Below are 18,299 nucleotides of genomic sequence, written 5' to 3'. Positions count from 1 at the left end.
ACTGCCTGACCGTATGCCTACTGTCGTCAAATGCCCCACTTGCGGAAAGGACGTCCGCTGGACACCTGAAAACCGCTTCCGCCCCTTCTGCTCCGATCGCTGCAAGCAGACCGACCTCGGCGCCTGGGCCGCTGAGAAGTACAAGATCGGCGGGAGCGAGCAGGAAGCGTCGTCGGACGAGACGCCCAGCGGGGACTACACGCCGCATTGAGCGCGGCCCGTTGTCCGGGTCACGCGGACCGGCGCTGCTTGCACAGCGCCTGCTACCGCGCGCCCTAATCCTTTATCAGGCCTTCTCGGCTGCGAGCCATTCCAGCACGGGAATGGTCGCCGGCAACAGCGGCTTGACGTCCGCAGGCAACGTCTGCCAGACAAAAGCCTGGCCTTCGCGGCCGTGCGGCTCGCCGGACCACTGAGTCACCTTGCAGAAAAAGAGCCGCACGTAGGCGTGCGGGTAATCGTGTTCGAGCGTATGCCAGAGATGGCTTGCCTCGACGTCGATGCCCAGTTCCTCGTGCAACTCACGGGCGAGCGCGGCTTCGACCGACTCGCCCGCTTCCAGCTTGCCGCCCGGAAACTCCCAATACCCCTCGTACGGCTTGCCTGCCGGGCGCTGCGCCAGCAGATAGCGGCCGTCGGGCTGAACCAGCACGCCGACAGCAACTTCTGTCACCTTGCGACCGGCGGCATTCTTCTGGGCGTCGTTCATGCCGCGGCTCACGCTGAGGTTTTGCGGCCGGACCAGTCGCGCGCGAACTGCCACGCAACACGTCCCGAACGCGAGCCGCGCTCCAACGCCCACACCAGCGCATCGCCGCGCGCCGCTTCGACTTCGGCGTCGTCGCAGCCGAAATGCCGCAGCCAGTGGCCGATGATCGACAGGTAGTCATCCTGCTTGAACGGATAGAAGCTGACCCACAGCCCGAAACGCTCTGACAGCGAGATCTTTTCTTCGACCAGTTCGCCGGGATGAATCTCGCCATCGGACGTGTGCTTGTACGTCTCGTTGTCGCTCATGTATTCGGGCAACAGATGGCGGCGGTTCGACGTCGCGTAGATCAGCACGTTGTCCGATTGCGCGGCGATCGAACCGTCGAGCGCGACCTTCAGCGCCTTGTAACCCGATTCGCCGTCTTCGAACGACAGGTCGTCGCAGAACACCACGAAGCGCTCCGGCCGGTGCGCGATCAGGTCGACGATATCGCCCAGGTCATGCAGATCGTCCTTATCCACTTCGATCAAACGCAGGCCGTCTTTTGCATACGCGTTCAGGCATGCCTTGATCAGCGACGACTTGCCGGTGCCGCGCGCGCCCGTCAGTAGCACGTTGTTGGCCGGCTGCTTGTGCACGAATTGACGCGTGTTCTGCTCGATCAGACCTTTCTGGCGTTCGATGTTTTGCAGATCGTCGAGCGTGATCGTCGAGATGGCCGGCACCGGCTGCAGATAGCCGCGCCCCTGGCGCTTGCGCCAGCGGAAGGCGACCGCCGCCGACCAGTCGATATTTGGCGTGGCGGGCGGAAGCATCGCTTCGAGGCGGACGAGCACGGCTTCGGCCCGGGTCAGAAACTGTTCGAGTTTGTCCATGGCTGGTGAGTAAGGGGCCCGCAGGCCGCTTTAAAACCCCTATGAGAAACCTGGTTACGAACGATAGTCGGCGTTGATGCTCACGTAGTCGTGCGACAGATCGCAAGTCCAGATCGTGGCTTGCGCATCGCCGCGGCCGAGTACGACGCGAATGCCGATCTCGCTCTTTTTCATGACGCGCTGGCCGTCTTCTTCACGGTAGGCCGGATTGCGGCCGCCAGCAGTCGCAACCAGCACGTCGTCCAGATACAGATCGATCTTGCCGACGTCGAGATCGTCCACGCCGGCATAGCCGATGGCCGCCAGAATGCGGCCGAGATTCGGGTCCGATGCATAGAAGGCCGTCTTCACGAGCGGCGAGTGGCCGATCGCATAGGCGATCTGGCGGCATTCGCCGACGCTAGAGCCGCCTTCCACCTGCACGGTCATGAATTTGGTCGCGCCTTCGCCGTCGCGCACGATCAACTGCGCGAGGGTCTGCGCGACTTCGGTCACCGCGTCGCGCAGCGCTGCATAAGCGGGCGAGTCGGTGGACGTGATCGCCGGCAGGCTCGATTTGCCCGACGCGATCAGGATGAATGAATCGTTGGTCGACGTATCGCCATCGATCGTGATGCAATTGAACGAGCGGTCCGCCACGTGCTTGACCAGTGCGTCGAGCACCGGCTGGGCGACGGCGGCATCGAACGCGAGGAAGCCGAGCATGGTCGCCATGTTCGGCTTGATCATGCCCGCGCCCTTGCTGATGCCGGTCAGCGTGACCGTATGGCCGTCGATCGTGACCTGACGCGACGTGGCCTTGGGCAGCGTGTCCGTGGTCATGATCGCCTGCGCGGCGTCGTACCAGTTCGCTTCCTTGCGGTTCGCCAGCGCGGCCGGCAAACCCGCCTTCAGGCGATCGACCGGCAGCGGCTCGAGAATCACGCCCGTCGAAAACGGCAGCACCTGCTCCGGCGTGACATCCGCGAGACGTGCGAGTTCGGCACAGGTTTCACGCGCCGCCACGAGGCCTGGCTCGCCCGTGCCCGCGTTCGCGTTGCCGGTGTTGATCACCAGCGCGCGAATCGGCTTGCCGCCGGCGCGCACACGCTCCAGATTCTCACGGCACACCGTGACGGGCGCCGCACAAAAACGGTTCTGTGTGAACACGCCGCCCACCGTGGCGCCTTCGCCCACGGAAATGACGAGCACGTCCTTGCGGTTCGGCTTGCGGATATTCGCCTCCGCCCAGCCGAGCGAAACGCCGGCGACGGGGTGGAGTTGAGCGGGATCGATCGAGGGGAAATTGACAGCCATGGTCGCGACCTGTCGAAGAAAATGCCGGCAGGCGCCGGCATCGGGGGAAACGGAAACTGATGGCCCGGGCGTGCTGCCGGATCACCGCGAAATCAAGGCAAAGTACCGCGTAAAACGACGCGGCGCGCCTCGCAGCGCGCCGCCTCCGGCATTACACGATCTTGCCGTGGCACTGCTTGTACTTCTTGCCGCTGCCGCACGGGCACGGGTCGTTACGGCCGACCTTCGGCACATTGTCCGCGCTCATGTTCGCTGCAGCCGTATGCGACGAGCCGTGGCTCATTGCATCGCCGATCATGGCGGCGGTGGCCGCTTCCGCGGCAACAGGCGCCGCGGCTGCGGCTTCGGCGAATTCGGCGTGGCGGAACTCGACGTTTTCGAGGTGGCCACCCTGCTCTTCGAGCTGTTCGGCGGCCTGTTCCAGCTGTTCCGGCGACTGGATCTGCACGTTCATCACCACGCGGGTGACTTCGAGCTTCACAGCGTCGAGCATGGCGGCGAACAGTTCGAACGCCTCGCGCTTGTATTCCTGCTTCGGATTCTTCTGCGCATAGCCGCGCAGATGGATGCCCTGGCGCAGGTGATCGAGCGCGGCCAGATGTTCACGCCAGCTACGATCCAGCGTTTGCAGCATGATCGAGCGTTCGAACGCGCTGAACGATTCCCGGCCGACCAGTTCGACCTTCGCCTCGTAGGCTTCGTCCGCGGCGGCTTCGACCGCTTCGAGAATCTCGTCCGCGCTGATCGAGTTCGACTCGTTGATCATTTCCTGGATCGCGAGGTCGAGCTGCCATTCGTTGCGCAGCACTTCTTCCAACTCAGGCACGTCCCACTGCTCTTCAATGCTGCCAGCCGGCACGAACTGGTGAACGATGTCGGCAATCACGCTCTGGCGCATCGCGCCGATGGTTTCCGTGATGTCGTTCGCTTCGAGCAATTCATTGCGCTGCTGGTAGATCACCTTGCGCTGATCGTTCGACACATCGTCGTATTCGAGCAATTGCTTGCGAACGTCGAAGTTGCGCGCTTCCACCTTGCGCTGCGCCGATTCGATCGAGCGCGAGACGATGCCCGCCTCGATCGCTTCGCCTTCCGGCATCTTCAGGCGGTCCATGATTGCGCGCACGCGATCGCCGGCGAAAATGCGCAGCAGCGGATCTTCCAGCGACAAATAGAAGCGCGACGAACCCGGGTCGCCCTGACGACCGGCACGGCCGCGCAACTGGTTGTCGATCCGGCGCGATTCGTGGCGCTCGGTGCCGATGATGTGCAGACCACCCGCGGCCTTCACCTGATCGTGCAGCGCTTGCCATTCGTCGTGCAGCTTCTGGATGCGGCGCTGCTTGTCGTCGTCGGCGAGCGTTTCGTCCAAATCGATGAACGACGCCTGCTTTTCCGCGTTGCCGCCGAGCACGATGTCGGTACCGCGACCGGCCATGTTGGTGGCGATCGTGATGCGCTTCGGACGGCCGGCTTCGGCGACGATCTCGGCTTCACGCGCGTGCTGCTTGGCGTTCAGCACTTCGTGCGGCAAACCGGTTTGCTTCAGCAGATGCGACAGCAACTCGGAGTTTTCGATCGACGTCGTACCGACCAGCACCGGCTGACCGCGCTCGTAGCAATCGCGGATGTCGCGGATCACCGCGTCGTAGCGTTCCTTGGCGGTCTTGTAGATCTGATCTTGCTTGTCGATCCGCTTGGGCGGACGGTTGGTCGGGATCACGACCGTTTCGAGACCGTAGATCTCGTTGAATTCGTACGCTTCCGTATCCGCCGTGCCGGTCATGCCGGACAGCTTCGCGTACATGCGGAAGTAGTTCTGGAACGTGATCGACGCGAGCGTCTGATTCTCGCTCTGGATCTTGACGTGTTCCTTCGCCTCGACGGCCTGGTGCAGGCCGTCCGACCAGCGGCGCCCCGCCATCAGGCGGCCGGTAAATTCGTCGACGATCACCACTTCGCCGTTCTGCACCACGTAATGCTGGTCCTTGAAGAACAGCGTGTGTGCGCGCAGCGCGGCGTACACGTGGTGCATGAGCGTGATGTTCTGCGGCGCGTACAGGCTTTCGCCCTCGCCGATCAGGCCCCACTCGGCGAGCAGGCGCTCGGCCTTTTCGTGGCCCGATTCCGTCAGGAACACCTGGCGGCCTTTCTCGTCCAGCGTGTAGTCGCCCGGCTTTTCGACGCCGGTGCCGTCCGCTTTCTCTTCGCCGATCTGGCGCTCGAGCAGCGGCGGCAGCGCATTCATGCGCACGTAGAGTTCGGTATGGTCTTCAGCCTGGCCGGAGATGATCAGCGGCGTACGGGCTTCGTCGATCAGGATCGAGTCGACCTCGTCGACCACCGCGAAATTCAGGGCTCGCTGCACGCGTGCATCGGTCTCGTAGACCATGTTGTCGCGCAGGTAGTCGAAGCCGAATTCGTTGTTGGTGCCGTACGTGATGTCAGCCGCGTAGGCTTCCTGCTTCGCGCCGTGATCCATCTGCGACAGGTTGATGCCGACCGACAGACCGAGGAAGTTGTACAGCCGCGCCATCCATTCGGCGTCGCGCTGGGCGAGGTAGTCGTTGACCGTGACCACGTGCACGCCGCGCCCCGACAGCGCGTTCAGGTACACCGGCAGCGTGGCGACGAGCGTCTTGCCCTCGCCAGTGCGCATTTCGCCGATCTTGCCGTAGTGCAGAACCATGCCGCCGATCAGCTGCACGTCGAAGTGGCGCATTTTCAGCACCCGCTTGCTGGCCTCGCGGCATACCGCGAAGGCTTCCGGCAGGAGCTTGTCGAGCGACTCACCGCTCGCGACGCGCTGGCGGAATTCACCCGTTTTGGCGCGCAGTTGATCGTCCGTCAATTGCTCGATCTGCGGCTCGAGCGCATTGATCGCCGTGACGGTCTTTTGATATTGCTTGACTAACCGCTGGTTGCGGCTGCCAAAAATCTTCTGTAGAAAACCGGTGGTCATCGGATCGGTGTCTGCGTCGCGGCTTCGGCTGGGTCGCGGCGTGCAGTTCGTGCACGTGCGCTCCGGGGTCGGAAGGGCCTCGGCGGCTTAGTCCAAGAGTGAATTCGAATCGCGCATTTTAGCACGCGCCCCCGCCCACGCTGATGTCGGCAGCGAGACGGCAGCGGGGCATCCGAAGCCCGCCGCAGCGAGCTCTGACAGTCCGCATTGAGGCAGGTCCGCGTGCATCCCGCGCGGTACAATCGCGGCGTGAACGCGCATAGGGTGCGGACACGCCGTTACCATCGAACATGAGCCGTATTCCTTCCTTTTCAAGGCCGCCGCCCCAGCAGTTCAAGGCGCGCCGCCCGCAGCCGGTCGCCGAGGTGCTCAATCGCACGGACGCGTTCGCGGCCCTGCGCGCGGGCGTCGAGCAGATTGCGGCGTTGGAGAAGGATCTGCGGGCGCTGCTGCCGGACTATCTGGCGACGAGCGTCGAGCCCAGCTTTATCAAGGAAGGCGTGTTGGCCCTGTTCGCCGGCCATAACGCGCTGGCGGCACGGCTGCGGCATCTGGAACCGCGGCTGCTGTCGGATCTGCAACAGCGCGGCTGGCCGGTCAATGCGCTGCGGATTCGCGTGCGGCCGCAGGCTGTCAAGGAACCGCCGCCGGTCAAACAGGCGCGCATGACGCCGGCCGGCGCCGACGCGCTCCACGCGCTGAGCGAATCGCTGGCGCCGTCGCCCTTACAGGAAGCGCTGGCGAAAATGGCGGCCCGGCATCGGAGAAATCGCTAGGCAAAAGAAAAGCGGCCCGACTGGGCCGCTTACTTTTCGTACGATTGCTTCGGAAAATTCACCCGAAGGCGTCAGGCAAAAGCCGTCTGGGTCTCGTAGGCGAAACCGCGCGGTGCCTTCTGCGTGTCGTCGAAGGTGACGATTTCGTACGAATCTTCGTGCGCCAGCAGTTCACGCAGCAGCGCATTGTTCAGGCCGTGGCCCGACTTGTACGCGTTGTACGACGCCAGCAGCGGGTGGCCAATCACATACAGGTCGCCGATCGCGTCGAGCATCTTGTGCTTCACGAACTCGTCGTCGTAGCGCAGGCCGTCGTTATTCAGGATGCGGTACTCGTCGAGCACGATCGCGTTGTCCATGCTGCCGCCACGCGCCAGACCGAGTTCGCGCATCATTTCCACTTCATGCGCGAAACCGAAGGTGCGGGCACGCGCGATTTCACGCACGTACGACGTATTGGCAAAATCCACTTCCAGCGCCTGACCGGTTTTATCCACGGCCGGGTGACGGAAATCGATCGTAAATTTGAGCTTGAAACCGAAATACGGGTCGAGACGCGCGAATTTATCGCCGTCACGAATTTCGACCGGCTTGGTGACCTTGATGAATTTCTTCGCCGCGTTCTGCTCTTCGATGCCTGCCGATTGAATCAGAAACACGAACGAACCCGCGCTGCCGTCCATGATCGGGATTTCTTCGGCGGTGACGTCGACGTACAGGTTGTCGATGCCGAGACCGGCGCAGGCGGACATCAGATGCTCGATGGTCGAGACGCGCGCGCCGTCCTTCTGCAACACGGAAGCCAGACGCGTATCGCCAATCGCCATCGCCGACGCAGGAATGTCCACCGGCGTGGCCAGATCCACGCGCGAAAACACGATGCCCGTGTCCGGCCCGGCCGGACGGAGCGTCAGTTCGACTTTACGGCCGGAGTGCAGGCCAATGCCGACTGTCTTGACGATTTGCTTGATAGTGCGCTGCTTCAACATGGTGATCTTCTATTCGATTGAAAATCCCAATCGGGACTTTTTATTCCATAGCACGAATTATACTCCAATACCCTAAGGAGCGTCTTTTCGCGGAACGTATCAATCTGTTTCGCTGCATTACCCCTGGGCGCCCGTCAGGAAAGCGTGACGGGCCGATGCCCCGGAACGGAGGCGTTTCCGGTCATCGGCCCGCGTAACGGCCTGTCACAAAAGCGTCTTATCGACCGTTGCCCCGGCACAACGCGCCAACCGCGCGTGCCTGTGGCGAAGGCCACGACGCCCACGTGCCTAGCTCAACGTAGCGAGAATACTCCCTGCATCGCTGACTTCGAATTTGCCGGCAGCCTCGACGTTCAACGTCTTGACCACGCCGTCGTCGACCACCATCGCGTAGCGCTGGGAACGGATTCCCATGCCGCGCGCCGACAAATCCTGCTCGAAACCGAGCGCTCGCGTGAAAGCCGCACTGCCGTCCGCCATCATGCGCACCTTGCCCGAGGCGTGCTGATCGCGTCCCCACGCGCCCATTACGAACGCGTCGTTGACGGACACGCACCAGATCTCGTCGATGCCAAGAGCGCGCAACTGCTCGGCGTGTTCGACATAACCCGGTACATGTTTGGCCGAACAGGTGGGCGTGAACGCGCCCGGCAATCCGAAGATCACCACACGCTTGCCCGCTGTCTGTTCGCGCACGTCGAAGCTGTTAGGCCCGATCGTGCAGCCCGCCCGCTCGTCTTCGATCAACTCGAAGAGCGTCGCGTCGGGCAGCTTGTCACCTGCTTGAATCATGCTCAAGTCCTTTGCATCGATGCGAAGCACGCTCGCACGTCGTCGTGTCGCAGTGAAAAATCCGGCGTGAGCCTCACACTATGCTCCGCCGCCCGGCGACAGTCGCCCACTCCGCTTCGCGAATCCGAAGAGGGCAGTCGTCCTTGCCGCGAATCCTCAAAGATACGCGACTTGTTTGCCGTTCACCCGCCACGCTCGTGCATTCGTCCGCCAGCGCTGCACTGCTGTCCAACTCGCAGCGCCGCAACGAAAGCCTGCTCGTGCGCTCAGTCCGCCTGCTTGCGCAGGAATGCCGGAATGTCGTACGTGTCGACGCCCTTTTCCTGCAGCGCCTGCACATGCGAAGCGGCCGTATCGCGCGACGTGCGCCACACTGCCGGCGTGTCCAGCGCGCCGTAGTCGGCGGTGCTGGCGTGCGACGACTGCGGTGTGTAGGCAGCGTGTGCATTGATCGGCTGGTTGTCGGTGCCGGTGCGCAGCAGCGTCATCGGTGCCGATTGCTGCTTCTTCGCCGCACGGCCCAGGCCCGTTGCCACGACCGTCACGCGCAGCGCGTCGCCCATCGCATCGTCGTACACCGCGCCGAAGATCACGGTCGCGTCTTCCGCAGCATAGCTCTTGATGGTGTTCATCACTTCGCGCGTTTCCGACAGACGCAGCGAACGGCTCGACGTGATGTTGACCAGCACGCCACGCGCACCCGACAGATCCACACCTTCCAGCAGCGGGCTGGCGACAGCCTGCTCAGCAGCGAGGCGTGCGCGATCGACGCCGGCAACCGTCGCCGTGCCCATCATCGCCTTGCCTTGCTCGCCCATCACCGTCTTCACGTCTTCGAAGTCGACGTTCACCAGACCGTCGACGTTGATGATTTCCGCGATGCCGGCAACTGCGTTGTTCAGAACGTCGTCTGCGCACTGGAAGCACTTGTCCATCTCGGCGTCATCGCCCATCACCTCGAACAGCTTGTCGTTCAGGACGACGATCAGCGAGTCGACGTGATCCTCCAGTTGCTGCGAACCGGCTTCCGCGACGCGCATGCGCTTGCCGCCTTCGAATTCGAACGGCTTGCTGACGACGCCAACGGTCAAGATACCCATTTCCTTGGCGATCTGCGCGACCACGGGTGCTGCGCCCGTGCCCGTGCCGCCGCCCATGCCGGCCGTGATGAAGACCATGTGCGCGCCGCGCAATGCGTCGGCGATGCGCTCACGGGCTTCTTCCGCTGCGGCGCGGCCCATTTCCGGCTTGGCGCCCGCGCCCAGACCCGTGTTGCCGAGCTGGATCACCGCGGTGGCGCGCGAACGCGACAAAGCCTGCGCGTCCGTGTTCATCACGATGAAGTCGACGCCTTGCACGCCTTTGTTGATCATGTGCTGGACAGCATTGCCGCCAGCGCCACCTACTCCGACCACCTTGATGATGGTGCCGTTCGTTTCGGTTTCCAGCATTTGGAAATCCATGATGCCTCCGTCAAGATAAAAAATTTACAGCCACTCGGCCGTTATTCGGCAGGAGATCGGGCAACCTCCTGTCGCGCGCCGGCCGCCGGCACCGGCGCGTATTTCTAAAAACCGTTCTGTGCAGCGAATGCGTTAGAAGTTGCCGAGGAACCAGTCCTTCATGCGCGTGAACACCTGTCCCATCGACCCCGACTGCACCGCGACCTTGCGGCCGCGCATGCGCTGCGAGCGTCCTTCGACGAGCAGGCCCATCGCCGTCGAGTAGCGCGGATTGCGCACCACGTCAGCGAGACCGCCCGCGTATTCCGGCACGCCGATGCGCACCGGCTTCAGGAAGATGTCCTCACCCAGTTCGACCATGCCGAGCATCATCGACGCGCCGCCGGTCAGCACCACGCCGGAGCTCAGCAGTTCCTCGTAACCCGACTCGCGCACCACCTGCTGCACGAGCGAAAACAGTTCTTCGACACGCGGCTCGACCACTGCCGCCAGCGCCTGGCGCGACAGCGTGCGCGGACCGCGCTCACCGAGACCCGGCACCTCGATCATCTCGTCCGGATCGGCGAGCGCCTGCTTGGCAATGCCGTAATCCACCTTGATGTCTTCCGCATCCGGCGTCGGCGTACGCAGCGCCATCGCGATGTCGCTCGTGATCTGGTCGCCGGCGATAGGAATCACCGCCGTATGACGGATCGCGCCTTCGCTGAAAATCGCAATGTCCGTCGTGCCGCCGCCGATATCGACCAGCACCACGCCGAGTTCTTTTTCATCTTCCGTCAGCACCGCCAGCGACGACGCCAGCGGTTGCAAGATCAGATCGTTCACTTCGAGCCCGCAGCGGCGCACGCACTTGACGATGTTCTGCGCTGCGCTCACCGCGCCGGTGACGATATGCACCTTCACTTCGAGGCGAATGCCGCTCATGCCGATCGGCTCGCGCACATCTTCCTGACCGTCGATGATGAATTCCTGCGTCAGGATGTGCAGCACCTGCTGATCGGTCGGGATGTTGATCGCCTTCGCCGTTTCGATCACGCGCGCCACATCCGTCTGCGTGACTTCCTTCTCCTTGATCGCCACCATGCCGCTCGAGTTGAAGCTGCGGATATGGCTGCCGGCAATTCCGGTAAATACGTTTGTGATCTTGCAGTCGGCCATCAGTTCGGCTTCTTCGAGCGCGCGCTGTATGGACTGCACGGTGGCTTCGATATTCACCACCACGCCTTTCTTGAGCCCCTTCGATTCGCTCTGGCCGAGGCCGATCACCTCGTAGTGACCTTCGCCCTTCAACTCGGCGACGATGGCCACGACCTTCGACGTCCCAATGTCGAGGGCGACCAGCAGATCTTTATAGTCTTTACTCATAGCGTGCTCATTGCGTGTGATGTCCGTTTACTTCTTGCCCTTGTCGGGTTCGGTGATAAAGCGCATCCCTGCCGCGCGAATCGCGAAACCGTTCGGATAGCGCAAGTCCGCATACTCGATATCCTTTCCCCAACGTTGCGTCACCGCGTTCCACGCCGCGCTCAGACGCTTGCTCCGGTCGAGCAGCGTGTCCTGATTGCGTTCGCGCCCAAGTTCCACCTGCGTGCCGTTCGAGAGCTTCACCGTCCACGCGTAGCGCGGCGACAGTGTCACTTCTTCAGGCGTCGCGCCCAACGGCGCAAACCATTTCTGGAAGTCGTGATAACGCGCGACCACCTCTTTTGCCGTGCCGTCCGGACCATCGAACGCGGGCAAGTCTTCTTCGAGCTCGCCCTGGTTCGCCGTGAACAGTTCGCCGTCGACGCTCACCAACTGATCGCTGCCCCACGTTCCCAGCGGTTTGTACTCTTCCAGCGTGACAGCCAGTGCATTCGGCCAGACTCGCCGCACGCTCGCATGACGCACCCACGGCATCTGCTCGAACGCCTGACGCGCCACGTCGAGATCCACCGTGAAAAAGTTGCCCTTCAAGCGCCCCACGACACCCGCGCGCACCGTCGGCGAATTGATGTGCTCGGTATCGCCGTCGATCTGGATTTCGCGCAACGCGAAATTCGGGCGCTGGATCAGCCAGTAACCGCCCGCCGCCAGCAGCACGAGCACCAGCAACGCATGCAATGCGTTGGCGGCGAAATTGAGCTGGCGAACGTTGTTCCACATGGTGTTGCTTTCGGGTCGCCCCGGTTAGTCCTGCAGCGTCAGCGCCAATACGCCGACAACCAGTTCCTGATAGCTGATGCCCACCGCGCGCGCCGCTTTCGGCGGCAGCGAGTGATCGGTCATGCCAGGCGCCGTGTTCACTTCGAGGAAATACGGGTTGCCGTCGGCGTCGAGCATGAAATCCGCACGGCCCCAGTCGGTGCAGCCGAGCACGTCGAAGGCACGGCGCGCCAGCACTTTCAGGCGCGCTTCCTCGTCCGCCGCCAGACCGCACGGGATCAGGTACTGCGTGTCGTTCGCGATGTACTTCGCGTGATAGTCGTAAAACTCGCCGGCCGGCACGATGCGAATCACCGGCAAGTCGAGATTGCCGGCGATGCACGCGGTGTATTCGCCGCCGCCTTCAATGCTCTTTTCGACCACCACGATCTTGTCGTACTTGACCGCTTCGATCAGCGCGGCGGGCAGTGCGTCGGCGCTCTTCACCTTGATCACCGCGACGCTCGAACCTTCGCTCGCCGGCTTCACGAAGATTGGCAAGCCGAGCTTCGCGACAATGTCTTTCGAACGCGCTGCGTAGTCGTCGCCGCGCAGCACGGCTTCGAACGGCGGCGTCGGAATGCCGAGTTGCTGCCACACGAGCTTGGTGCGGAACTTGTCGAGACCGAGCGCCGAGCCGAGCACGCCGCTACCCGTGTACTTGATGCCGTAAAAGTCGAGCGCGCCCTGGATCTGGCCGTTCTCGCCATAGCCGCCATGCAGCGCGTTGAACGCGCGCACAAAGCCTTCTTCCTTCAATGCGGCGAGCGGACGCTCGGCCGGATCGAACGGATGCGCGTCCACGCCGGCGTCGCGCAGACCTTGCAGCACCAGGCGGCCGGAGTTGAGCGATACCTCGCGCTCGGCGGAGTCCCCACCGAGTAGCACTGCCACTTTGCCGAATTGTTTCGGGTCGATACTGCTCATTTCGCTCACACCTTCGTTTCCTGCGCGAGGCGACCCGGCACACCGCCGATCGAACCCGCGCCCATCGTGATCACCACATCGCCGTCGCGCACCACTGCTGAGAGCGCGTCCGGCACTTCATCCACCGTATCGACAAACACCGGCTCGACCTTGCCCGCCACACGCAGCGCACGCGCCAAGGCGCGGCCGTCCGCGGCGACGATCGGCGCTTCACCAGCCGAATAGACTTCGGTCAGCACGAGCGCGTCGACGGTCGACAGCACTTTCACAAAATCCTCGAAGCAATCACGCGTACGCGTGAAGCGGTGCGGCTGGAACGCCAGCACCAGACGCCGGCCCGGAAATGCGCCCCGCGCCGCCGCCACCGTGGCCGCCATTTCGACCGGGTGATGACCGTAGTCATCCACCAGCGTGTATGCGCCCGCGGCTTGACCTTCGCTTACGACAGGCACTTCGCCGTAGCGCTGGAAGCGTCGGCCCACGCCGTTGAAATCCGCCAGCGCTCGCTGGATATCGGCATCTTTCACTTCAAGTTCAGTCGCAATTGCAATTGCGGCCAAAGCGTTCTGCACGTTGTGCTCGCCCGGCAGGTTCAAAACGATGTCGATCGGCGCCGCGTCTTCGCGCATGGCGGTGAAATGCATCTTGCCGTCGCGCGCCTGTACGTTGACCGCGCGCACCTGCGCATCCGGCGCGAAGCCGTAGCGGATGATCGGCTTCGACACGAACGGCAGAATTTCCTTCACGTTCGGATCGTCGACGCACAGCACCGCGATACCGTAAAACGGCAGACGGTGCGTGAATTCGATGAACGCCTGCTTGAGCCGCGCGAAGTCATGGCCGTAGGTGTCCATGTGATCGGCGTCGATGTTCGTGATGACTTCGATCACCGGGAACAGATTCAGGAACGACGCATCCGACTCGTCGGCTTCCGCGACAATGAAGTCGCCCGTGCCGAGCCGCGCATTCGCGCCCGCGCTGATCAGCCGGCCACCGATCACGAAGGTCGGATCGAGACCGCCCGCCGCGAGCACGCTCGCCACCAGCGAAGTGGTCGTGGTCTTGCCGTGCGTGCCGGCAATCGCGATGCCCTGCTTCAGGCGCATCAGTTCCGCGAGCATCACTGCGCGCGGCACGATCGGAATGCGGCGATGACGCGCGGCCAGCACTTCCGGGTTGTCGCTGCGCACCGCCGTGGAGACGACCACCGCGTTCGCGCCTTCGATGTTCTCCGCCGCGTGACCGATCGCGATCCGTGCGCCGAGTGCGGCGAGGCGATCCGTGATCGCGTTGCTCGTGAGATCCGAGCCGCTCACCTGATAGCCGAGGTTGACCAGCACCTCCGCGATGCCGCTCATGCCGACACCACCGATGCCGACAAAGTGAATGTGTTTGACGATGTGTTTCATTGCTTTCCTTCTGGGCTCGCGCCCGAAATCGAACCCGCCACGGTCGCGCAAATCTGCGCGACCTGTTCCGTGGCGTCGGGTTTCGCGAGCGAGCGCGAACGCTCCGCCATCTCCGCGAGGGTTTCTCGCGTCTGGCTGCGCAACCAGTCAGCGAGGGTTTCCGCCGACAGATCGCGTTGCTGCACGACCAGCGCCGCGCCGTTGTCGGCGAGGAACGCTGCATTAGTGGTTTGGTGATCGTCTACTGCATACGGGAACGGCACGAAGAACGCCGCCACGCCTACTGCTGAAATCTCGGACACCGTCATCGCGCCGGACCGGCAAATCACCAGGTCCGCGTTCGCGTAGGCGCTCGTCATGTCGTCGATGAACGGTACGAGTTCGACGCCGGCGCCCGCTTGCAAACCGGCTACCGCGTAGTTCTCGCGCAGCGCCTCAATGTGCTTCGCGCCCGCCTGATGCACGATGCGCGGCCGTTCGTTCGGCGCGAGCAAGGCCACCGCGCGCGGCACGACTTCATTCAATGCCGTCGCGCCCAGACTGCCGCCCACGACCAGCACATTCAACGGACCGCTGCGTTGCGCGTAGCGTGTTTTGGGTGCAATTGCGCGCGCAAGTTCCTCACGAATCGGATTTCCCGTCCATTCGCCGTGCGGCAATGCATTCGGGAACGCAACCAGCACACGCTTGGCAACTTTCGCGAGCACCTTGTTCGCTAGACCGGCAATCGAATTCTGTTCATGCAGCACCAGCGGACGGCCGCTCAATGCGGTCATCAAGCCGGCCGGAAACGTGATGTAGCCGCCCATGCCGAGCACCACATCCGGCTTCACGCGACGCAGGACGGAGAGGCTTTGCGTGCAGGCGCGCAGCAGATTCAGCGGCAGCATCAGCTTGGTTTTCATGCCCTTGCCGCGCAGTCCGCCGAAGCGCACGTATTCCATCGGGATGCCGTGCTTCGGCACCAGCGTCGCTTCCATGCCCGCGGGATTGCCGAGCCATACGACCTTCCAGCCCCACGCCTGCATCAGATGAGCGACCGCGAGCCCAGGGAACACGTGTCCCCCGGTGCCTCCGGCCATCACCATCAGCGTGCGTTGCGGCAGAGCGGTCATACTTTCCCTCCGCGCATCAACACCCGGTTCTCGTAATCGACGCGCATCAACACTGCAACCGCGACGCAGTTCAGCACAATGCCCGAGCCGCCATAACTGACGAGCGGCAGCGTGAGACCCTTGGTCGGCAGCAAGCCGAGGTTCACGCCCATGTTGATGAAGGTCTGCGCGCCGAACCAGATGCCGACGCCCTTCGCGACCAGGCCCGCGAACGTGCGATCGAGTGCGAGCGCCTGACGGCCGATCTCGAACGAGCGGCGCACGATCCAGTAGAACATCAGGATCACCACCAGCACGCCGATAAAACCGAGTTCCTCGCCGATCACCGCGAGGATGAAGTCGGTATGCGCTTCCGGCAGATAGTTGAGCTTCTCGACGCTGCCGCCGAGACCCACGCCGAACCACTCGCCGCGGCCGAACGCGATCAGCGAGTGCGTCAATTGATAAGCCTTGCCCTGCGCGTAACGGTCGTCCCACGGATCGAGGTACGCGAAAATCCGTTCACGACGCCACGGCGACGCCCACACCAGCAAACTGAACGTGCCGACCGCGGTTGCCACCAGGCCGCCGAACAGCTTGCCGTTCACGCCGCCGAGAAACAGCACGCCCATCGCGATCGCCGCGATCACCATGAACGCGCCCATGTCCGGTTCGAGCAGCAGCAACGCGCCGACGAGACCCACCGCCACCGCCATCGGCAAAAAGCCTTTGGCGAAGCTGTGCATGTATTCCTGCTTGCGCACCGTGTAGTTCGCCGCGTAAATCGTCACGGCGAGCTTCATGATTTCCGACGGCTGCATGTTCGTGATGCCGAGCGGAATCCAGCGGCGCGCGCCGTTCACGCCCTTGCCGACGTGCGGAATCAGCACGATCACCAGCGCGACCAGCGAAATTAGAAACAGCTTCGGCGCGTACTTGTCCCACGTCGCGATCGGAATGCGGAACGACACGACGCCGATCACCGAGCCCATCACCACGAAGATGATCTGGCGCACGAGAAACGCGTAGTCGCGATAGGACGCGTACTTCGGCGAATCGGGCATGGCGATCGACGCCGAATACACCATCACGACGCCGAGACCGAGCAGCGCGACGACCACCCACAGCAGCGAGTGATCGTAGTCGAGCATGCGCGAGCGCAATGGACGCACGCCGTTGACGGCGCTTGCGAGCCCACTGCCGCCCGTGCGGCCGACACGCGCCGCACCGCCCGAACCACCCGCGTCGCCGGCGGCGGCTTGACGCGAACCGAAACGTTCCGACCAGCTCATATCATCGTCCCCCGTTCGGCCGCGATGTCTTCTACCGTGCTGCGGAATACCGCGGCGCGGTGCGCGTAACCCTTGAACATGTCGAAGCTCGCGCAAGCCGGCGACAACAACACGGCGTCGCCCGGCTCCGCGAGCGCGGTTGCGGCGCGCGTGGCTTCTTCGAGCGTGGCGTGATCCGTCATGGCGATGCCGGTGTCTTCCAGCGCGGCGCGGATCTGCGGCGCGTCGCGGCCGATCAACATCACGGCGCGACACCAGCGCATGACCGGCGCGGCGAGCGGTTCGAAATCCTGGCCCTTGCCGTCGCCGCCGGCGATCAGCACGATGCGCTGCGCAAGGCCGTCGAGCGCGGCCACCGTCGCGCCGACATTGGTGCCCTTGCTGTCGTCCACATAGTCGATACCGTCGATCGACGCGATTAATTCCACACGATGCGGCTCGCCGTGATATTCGCGCAGGCCGTGCAGAAGCGGCGCGCCCGGCAGACCGATCGCGCGCGCGAGTGCATAAGCGGCGAGCGCATTGGCGGCGTTGTGCAGACCGCGAATACGCAAGGCGTCCGCGGGCATCAGTTGTTTTAGCGCGATGTTCGGCGGCGTCACCACTTCGTTCTTGCGACGGCGCTTCGGCACCGGCTCGTCGCTCGCGTCGCGATCGTGCGCCTCTACGAGCCAGATCATGCCGTTGTCGCGCAGCAGACCGTAGTCGCCGTCGTTCTTCGGCTCGGTGACGCCGAATGTGACCATCTCGGCTTCGTTGTCTTCCGCGGGCGCGAGCTTCATGACGCGCGAGTCATCGCGATTCAGCACGCGCACGGTCTGTGCACCAAAGATGCGGCCCTTCGCGGTGGCGTAGGCGTCGAGACCGCCGTGCCAGTCCAGATGATCCTGGGTGATGTTCAGCACGACTGCCGCATCCGGCGTAAACGTATGCGCGGTTTCCAACTGGAAGCTCGACAGCTCCAGCACCCACACGTCGGGCAATGCGGTGTTGTCGATCGCTTCCGAGAGTTTGTCGAGCAGCGCCGGGCTGATGTTGCCGGCCACCGCGACCTTCTTGCCGGCGCGTTCGCACAGCAGGCCGGTCAGGCTCGTGGTCGTGGTCTTGCCGTTGGTGCCGGTAATCGCGATCACCTTCGGCGCGTAGCCGCTTTCGCCGAGCGTCTTCAACGCCTGCGAGAAGAGTTCGAGTTCGCCCCACACGGGGATGCCCTGTTCGCGCGCCGCCGAGATCAGCGGCAACAGGTCAGCAGCCAGCGGCGACAAACCGGGGCTGATGGCGACGAGTTCTACGCCTTCGAGCAGCGCCGTCGAAAACGGGCCACCGACGAATGCGGCGTCGATGCCGTGCGCTTCCAGCGCGGGCAGGTTCGGCGGCACTTCACGCGTATCGGCCACACGCAGCCGACAGCCGTGCCGCGCGCACCAGCGCGCCATGGCGAGACCGGATTCACCCAGTCCCAGCACGAGCACCATCGGCTTTTGCCGATCCCGAAACTTCTCGCCGAACATCGCCTGCTTCCCCTAAT

16 protein-coding genes are annotated in these 18,299 nt (G+C 63.4%); 2 read left to right on the top strand and 14 right to left on the bottom strand.

Annotated features, from left to right (window positions below; genetic code table 11):
• Window positions 1-13 precede the first annotated feature (13 nt).
• Window positions 14-211: a DNA gyrase inhibitor YacG gene (locus P0D80_RS34080; RefSeq protein WP_408180855.1), complete on the top strand. Its 198-nt coding sequence runs from the start codon at window positions 14-16 to the stop codon at window positions 209-211.
• Window positions 212-286: 75 nt separating this feature from the next.
• Here the strand turns inward: P0D80_RS34080 and P0D80_RS34075 are convergent, their stop codons facing one another.
• The 4 genes from P0D80_RS34075 to secA form a co-directional block, all read right to left on the bottom strand.
• Window positions 287-709, bottom strand: coding sequence for an NUDIX domain-containing protein (locus tag P0D80_RS34075; protein ID WP_408290445.1), 423 nt, complete (start codon window positions 707-709; stop codon window positions 287-289).
• Window positions 710-717: 8 nt separating this feature from the next.
• Window positions 718-1,587, bottom strand: coding sequence for an ATP-binding protein (locus tag P0D80_RS34070; RefSeq protein ID WP_408290443.1), 870 nt, complete (start codon window positions 1,585-1,587; stop codon window positions 718-720).
• Between the two features lie 54 nt (window positions 1,588-1,641).
• The gene (argJ, locus tag P0D80_RS34065) at window positions 1,642-2,883 is read right to left on the bottom strand and encodes a bifunctional glutamate N-acetyltransferase/amino-acid acetyltransferase ArgJ (RefSeq protein ID WP_408180853.1); all 1,242 of its coding nucleotides are present in this window, start codon (window positions 2,881-2,883) and stop codon (window positions 1,642-1,644) included.
• A 151-nt stretch (window positions 2,884-3,034) separates the two neighbouring features.
• On the bottom strand, window positions 3,035-5,845 hold the full coding sequence (gene secA, locus P0D80_RS34060; protein WP_132372940.1) for a preprotein translocase subunit SecA: 2,811 nt from the start codon (window positions 5,843-5,845) through the stop codon (window positions 3,035-3,037).
• Window positions 5,846-6,135: 290 nt separating this feature from the next.
• On the opposite strand from secA, the gene P0D80_RS34055 reads away from it, so the two are divergent.
• Window positions 6,136-6,621 (top strand): DciA family protein, encoded by a 486-nt coding sequence (locus P0D80_RS34055; RefSeq protein WP_132372936.1) that lies wholly within the window; start codon window positions 6,136-6,138, stop codon window positions 6,619-6,621.
• A gap of 71 nt (window positions 6,622-6,692) precedes the next feature.
• Here the strand turns inward: P0D80_RS34055 and lpxC are convergent, their stop codons facing one another.
• The 10 genes from lpxC to murD all read right to left on the bottom strand — a co-directional run bounded on the left by lpxC (window position 6,693) and on the right by murD (window position 18,282).
• Window positions 6,693-7,610: a UDP-3-O-acyl-N-acetylglucosamine deacetylase gene (gene lpxC / locus P0D80_RS34050; RefSeq protein WP_132372934.1), complete on the bottom strand. Its 918-nt coding sequence runs from the start codon at window positions 7,608-7,610 to the stop codon at window positions 6,693-6,695.
• Window positions 7,611-7,898: 288 nt separating this feature from the next.
• On the bottom strand, window positions 7,899-8,402 hold the full coding sequence (locus P0D80_RS34045; protein WP_408290439.1) for a peroxiredoxin: 504 nt from the start codon (window positions 8,400-8,402) through the stop codon (window positions 7,899-7,901).
• Between the two features lie 266 nt (window positions 8,403-8,668).
• On the bottom strand, window positions 8,669-9,865 hold the full coding sequence (gene ftsZ / locus P0D80_RS34040; RefSeq protein ID WP_132372932.1) for a cell division protein FtsZ: 1,197 nt from the start codon (window positions 9,863-9,865) through the stop codon (window positions 8,669-8,671).
• A 132-nt stretch (window positions 9,866-9,997) separates the two neighbouring features.
• Window positions 9,998-11,230 carry a cell division protein FtsA gene (gene ftsA, locus P0D80_RS34035; protein ID WP_007180311.1) on the bottom strand — a complete coding sequence of 411 codons (1,233 nt, stop codon included), beginning with the start codon at window positions 11,228-11,230 and terminating at the stop codon, window positions 9,998-10,000.
• Between the two features lie 27 nt (window positions 11,231-11,257).
• A complete protein-coding gene (locus tag P0D80_RS34030; RefSeq protein WP_132372930.1) occupies window positions 11,258-12,010 on the bottom strand; it encodes a cell division protein FtsQ/DivIB in 753 nt (250 codons plus the stop codon).
• A 24-nt stretch (window positions 12,011-12,034) separates the two neighbouring features.
• Window positions 12,035-12,976 (bottom strand): D-alanine--D-alanine ligase, encoded by a 942-nt coding sequence (locus P0D80_RS34025; RefSeq protein WP_408180850.1) that lies wholly within the window; start codon window positions 12,974-12,976, stop codon window positions 12,035-12,037.
• A 5-nt stretch (window positions 12,977-12,981) separates the two neighbouring features.
• Window positions 12,982-14,385, bottom strand: a complete 1,404-nt coding sequence (gene murC, locus P0D80_RS34020) for a UDP-N-acetylmuramate--L-alanine ligase (protein ID WP_408290436.1) — start codon at window positions 14,383-14,385, stop codon at window positions 12,982-12,984.
• On the bottom strand, window positions 14,382-15,500 hold the full coding sequence (gene murG / locus P0D80_RS34015; RefSeq protein WP_408290434.1) for an undecaprenyldiphospho-muramoylpentapeptide beta-N-acetylglucosaminyltransferase: 1,119 nt from the start codon (window positions 15,498-15,500) through the stop codon (window positions 14,382-14,384). The genes murC and murG overlap by 4 nt, the downstream gene beginning before the upstream one ends.
• A complete protein-coding gene (gene ftsW / locus P0D80_RS34010; protein ID WP_132372922.1) occupies window positions 15,497-16,771 on the bottom strand; it encodes a putative lipid II flippase FtsW in 1,275 nt (424 codons plus the stop codon). Before ftsW ends, murG begins: the two co-directional genes overlap by 4 nt.
• Window positions 16,768-18,282, bottom strand: coding sequence for a UDP-N-acetylmuramoyl-L-alanine--D-glutamate ligase (gene murD / locus P0D80_RS34005; RefSeq protein WP_408290431.1), 1,515 nt, complete (start codon window positions 18,280-18,282; stop codon window positions 16,768-16,770). The genes ftsW and murD overlap by 4 nt, the downstream gene beginning before the upstream one ends.
• Window positions 18,283-18,299 lie beyond the last annotated feature (17 nt).

Origin of the sequence: Paraburkholderia sp. RL17-373-BIF-A (assembly GCF_046030175.1) — a bacterium.
Taxonomy (GTDB): domain Bacteria; phylum Pseudomonadota; class Gammaproteobacteria; order Burkholderiales; family Burkholderiaceae; genus Paraburkholderia.
This window is presented reverse-complemented; position numbering and strand designations above follow the sequence as displayed.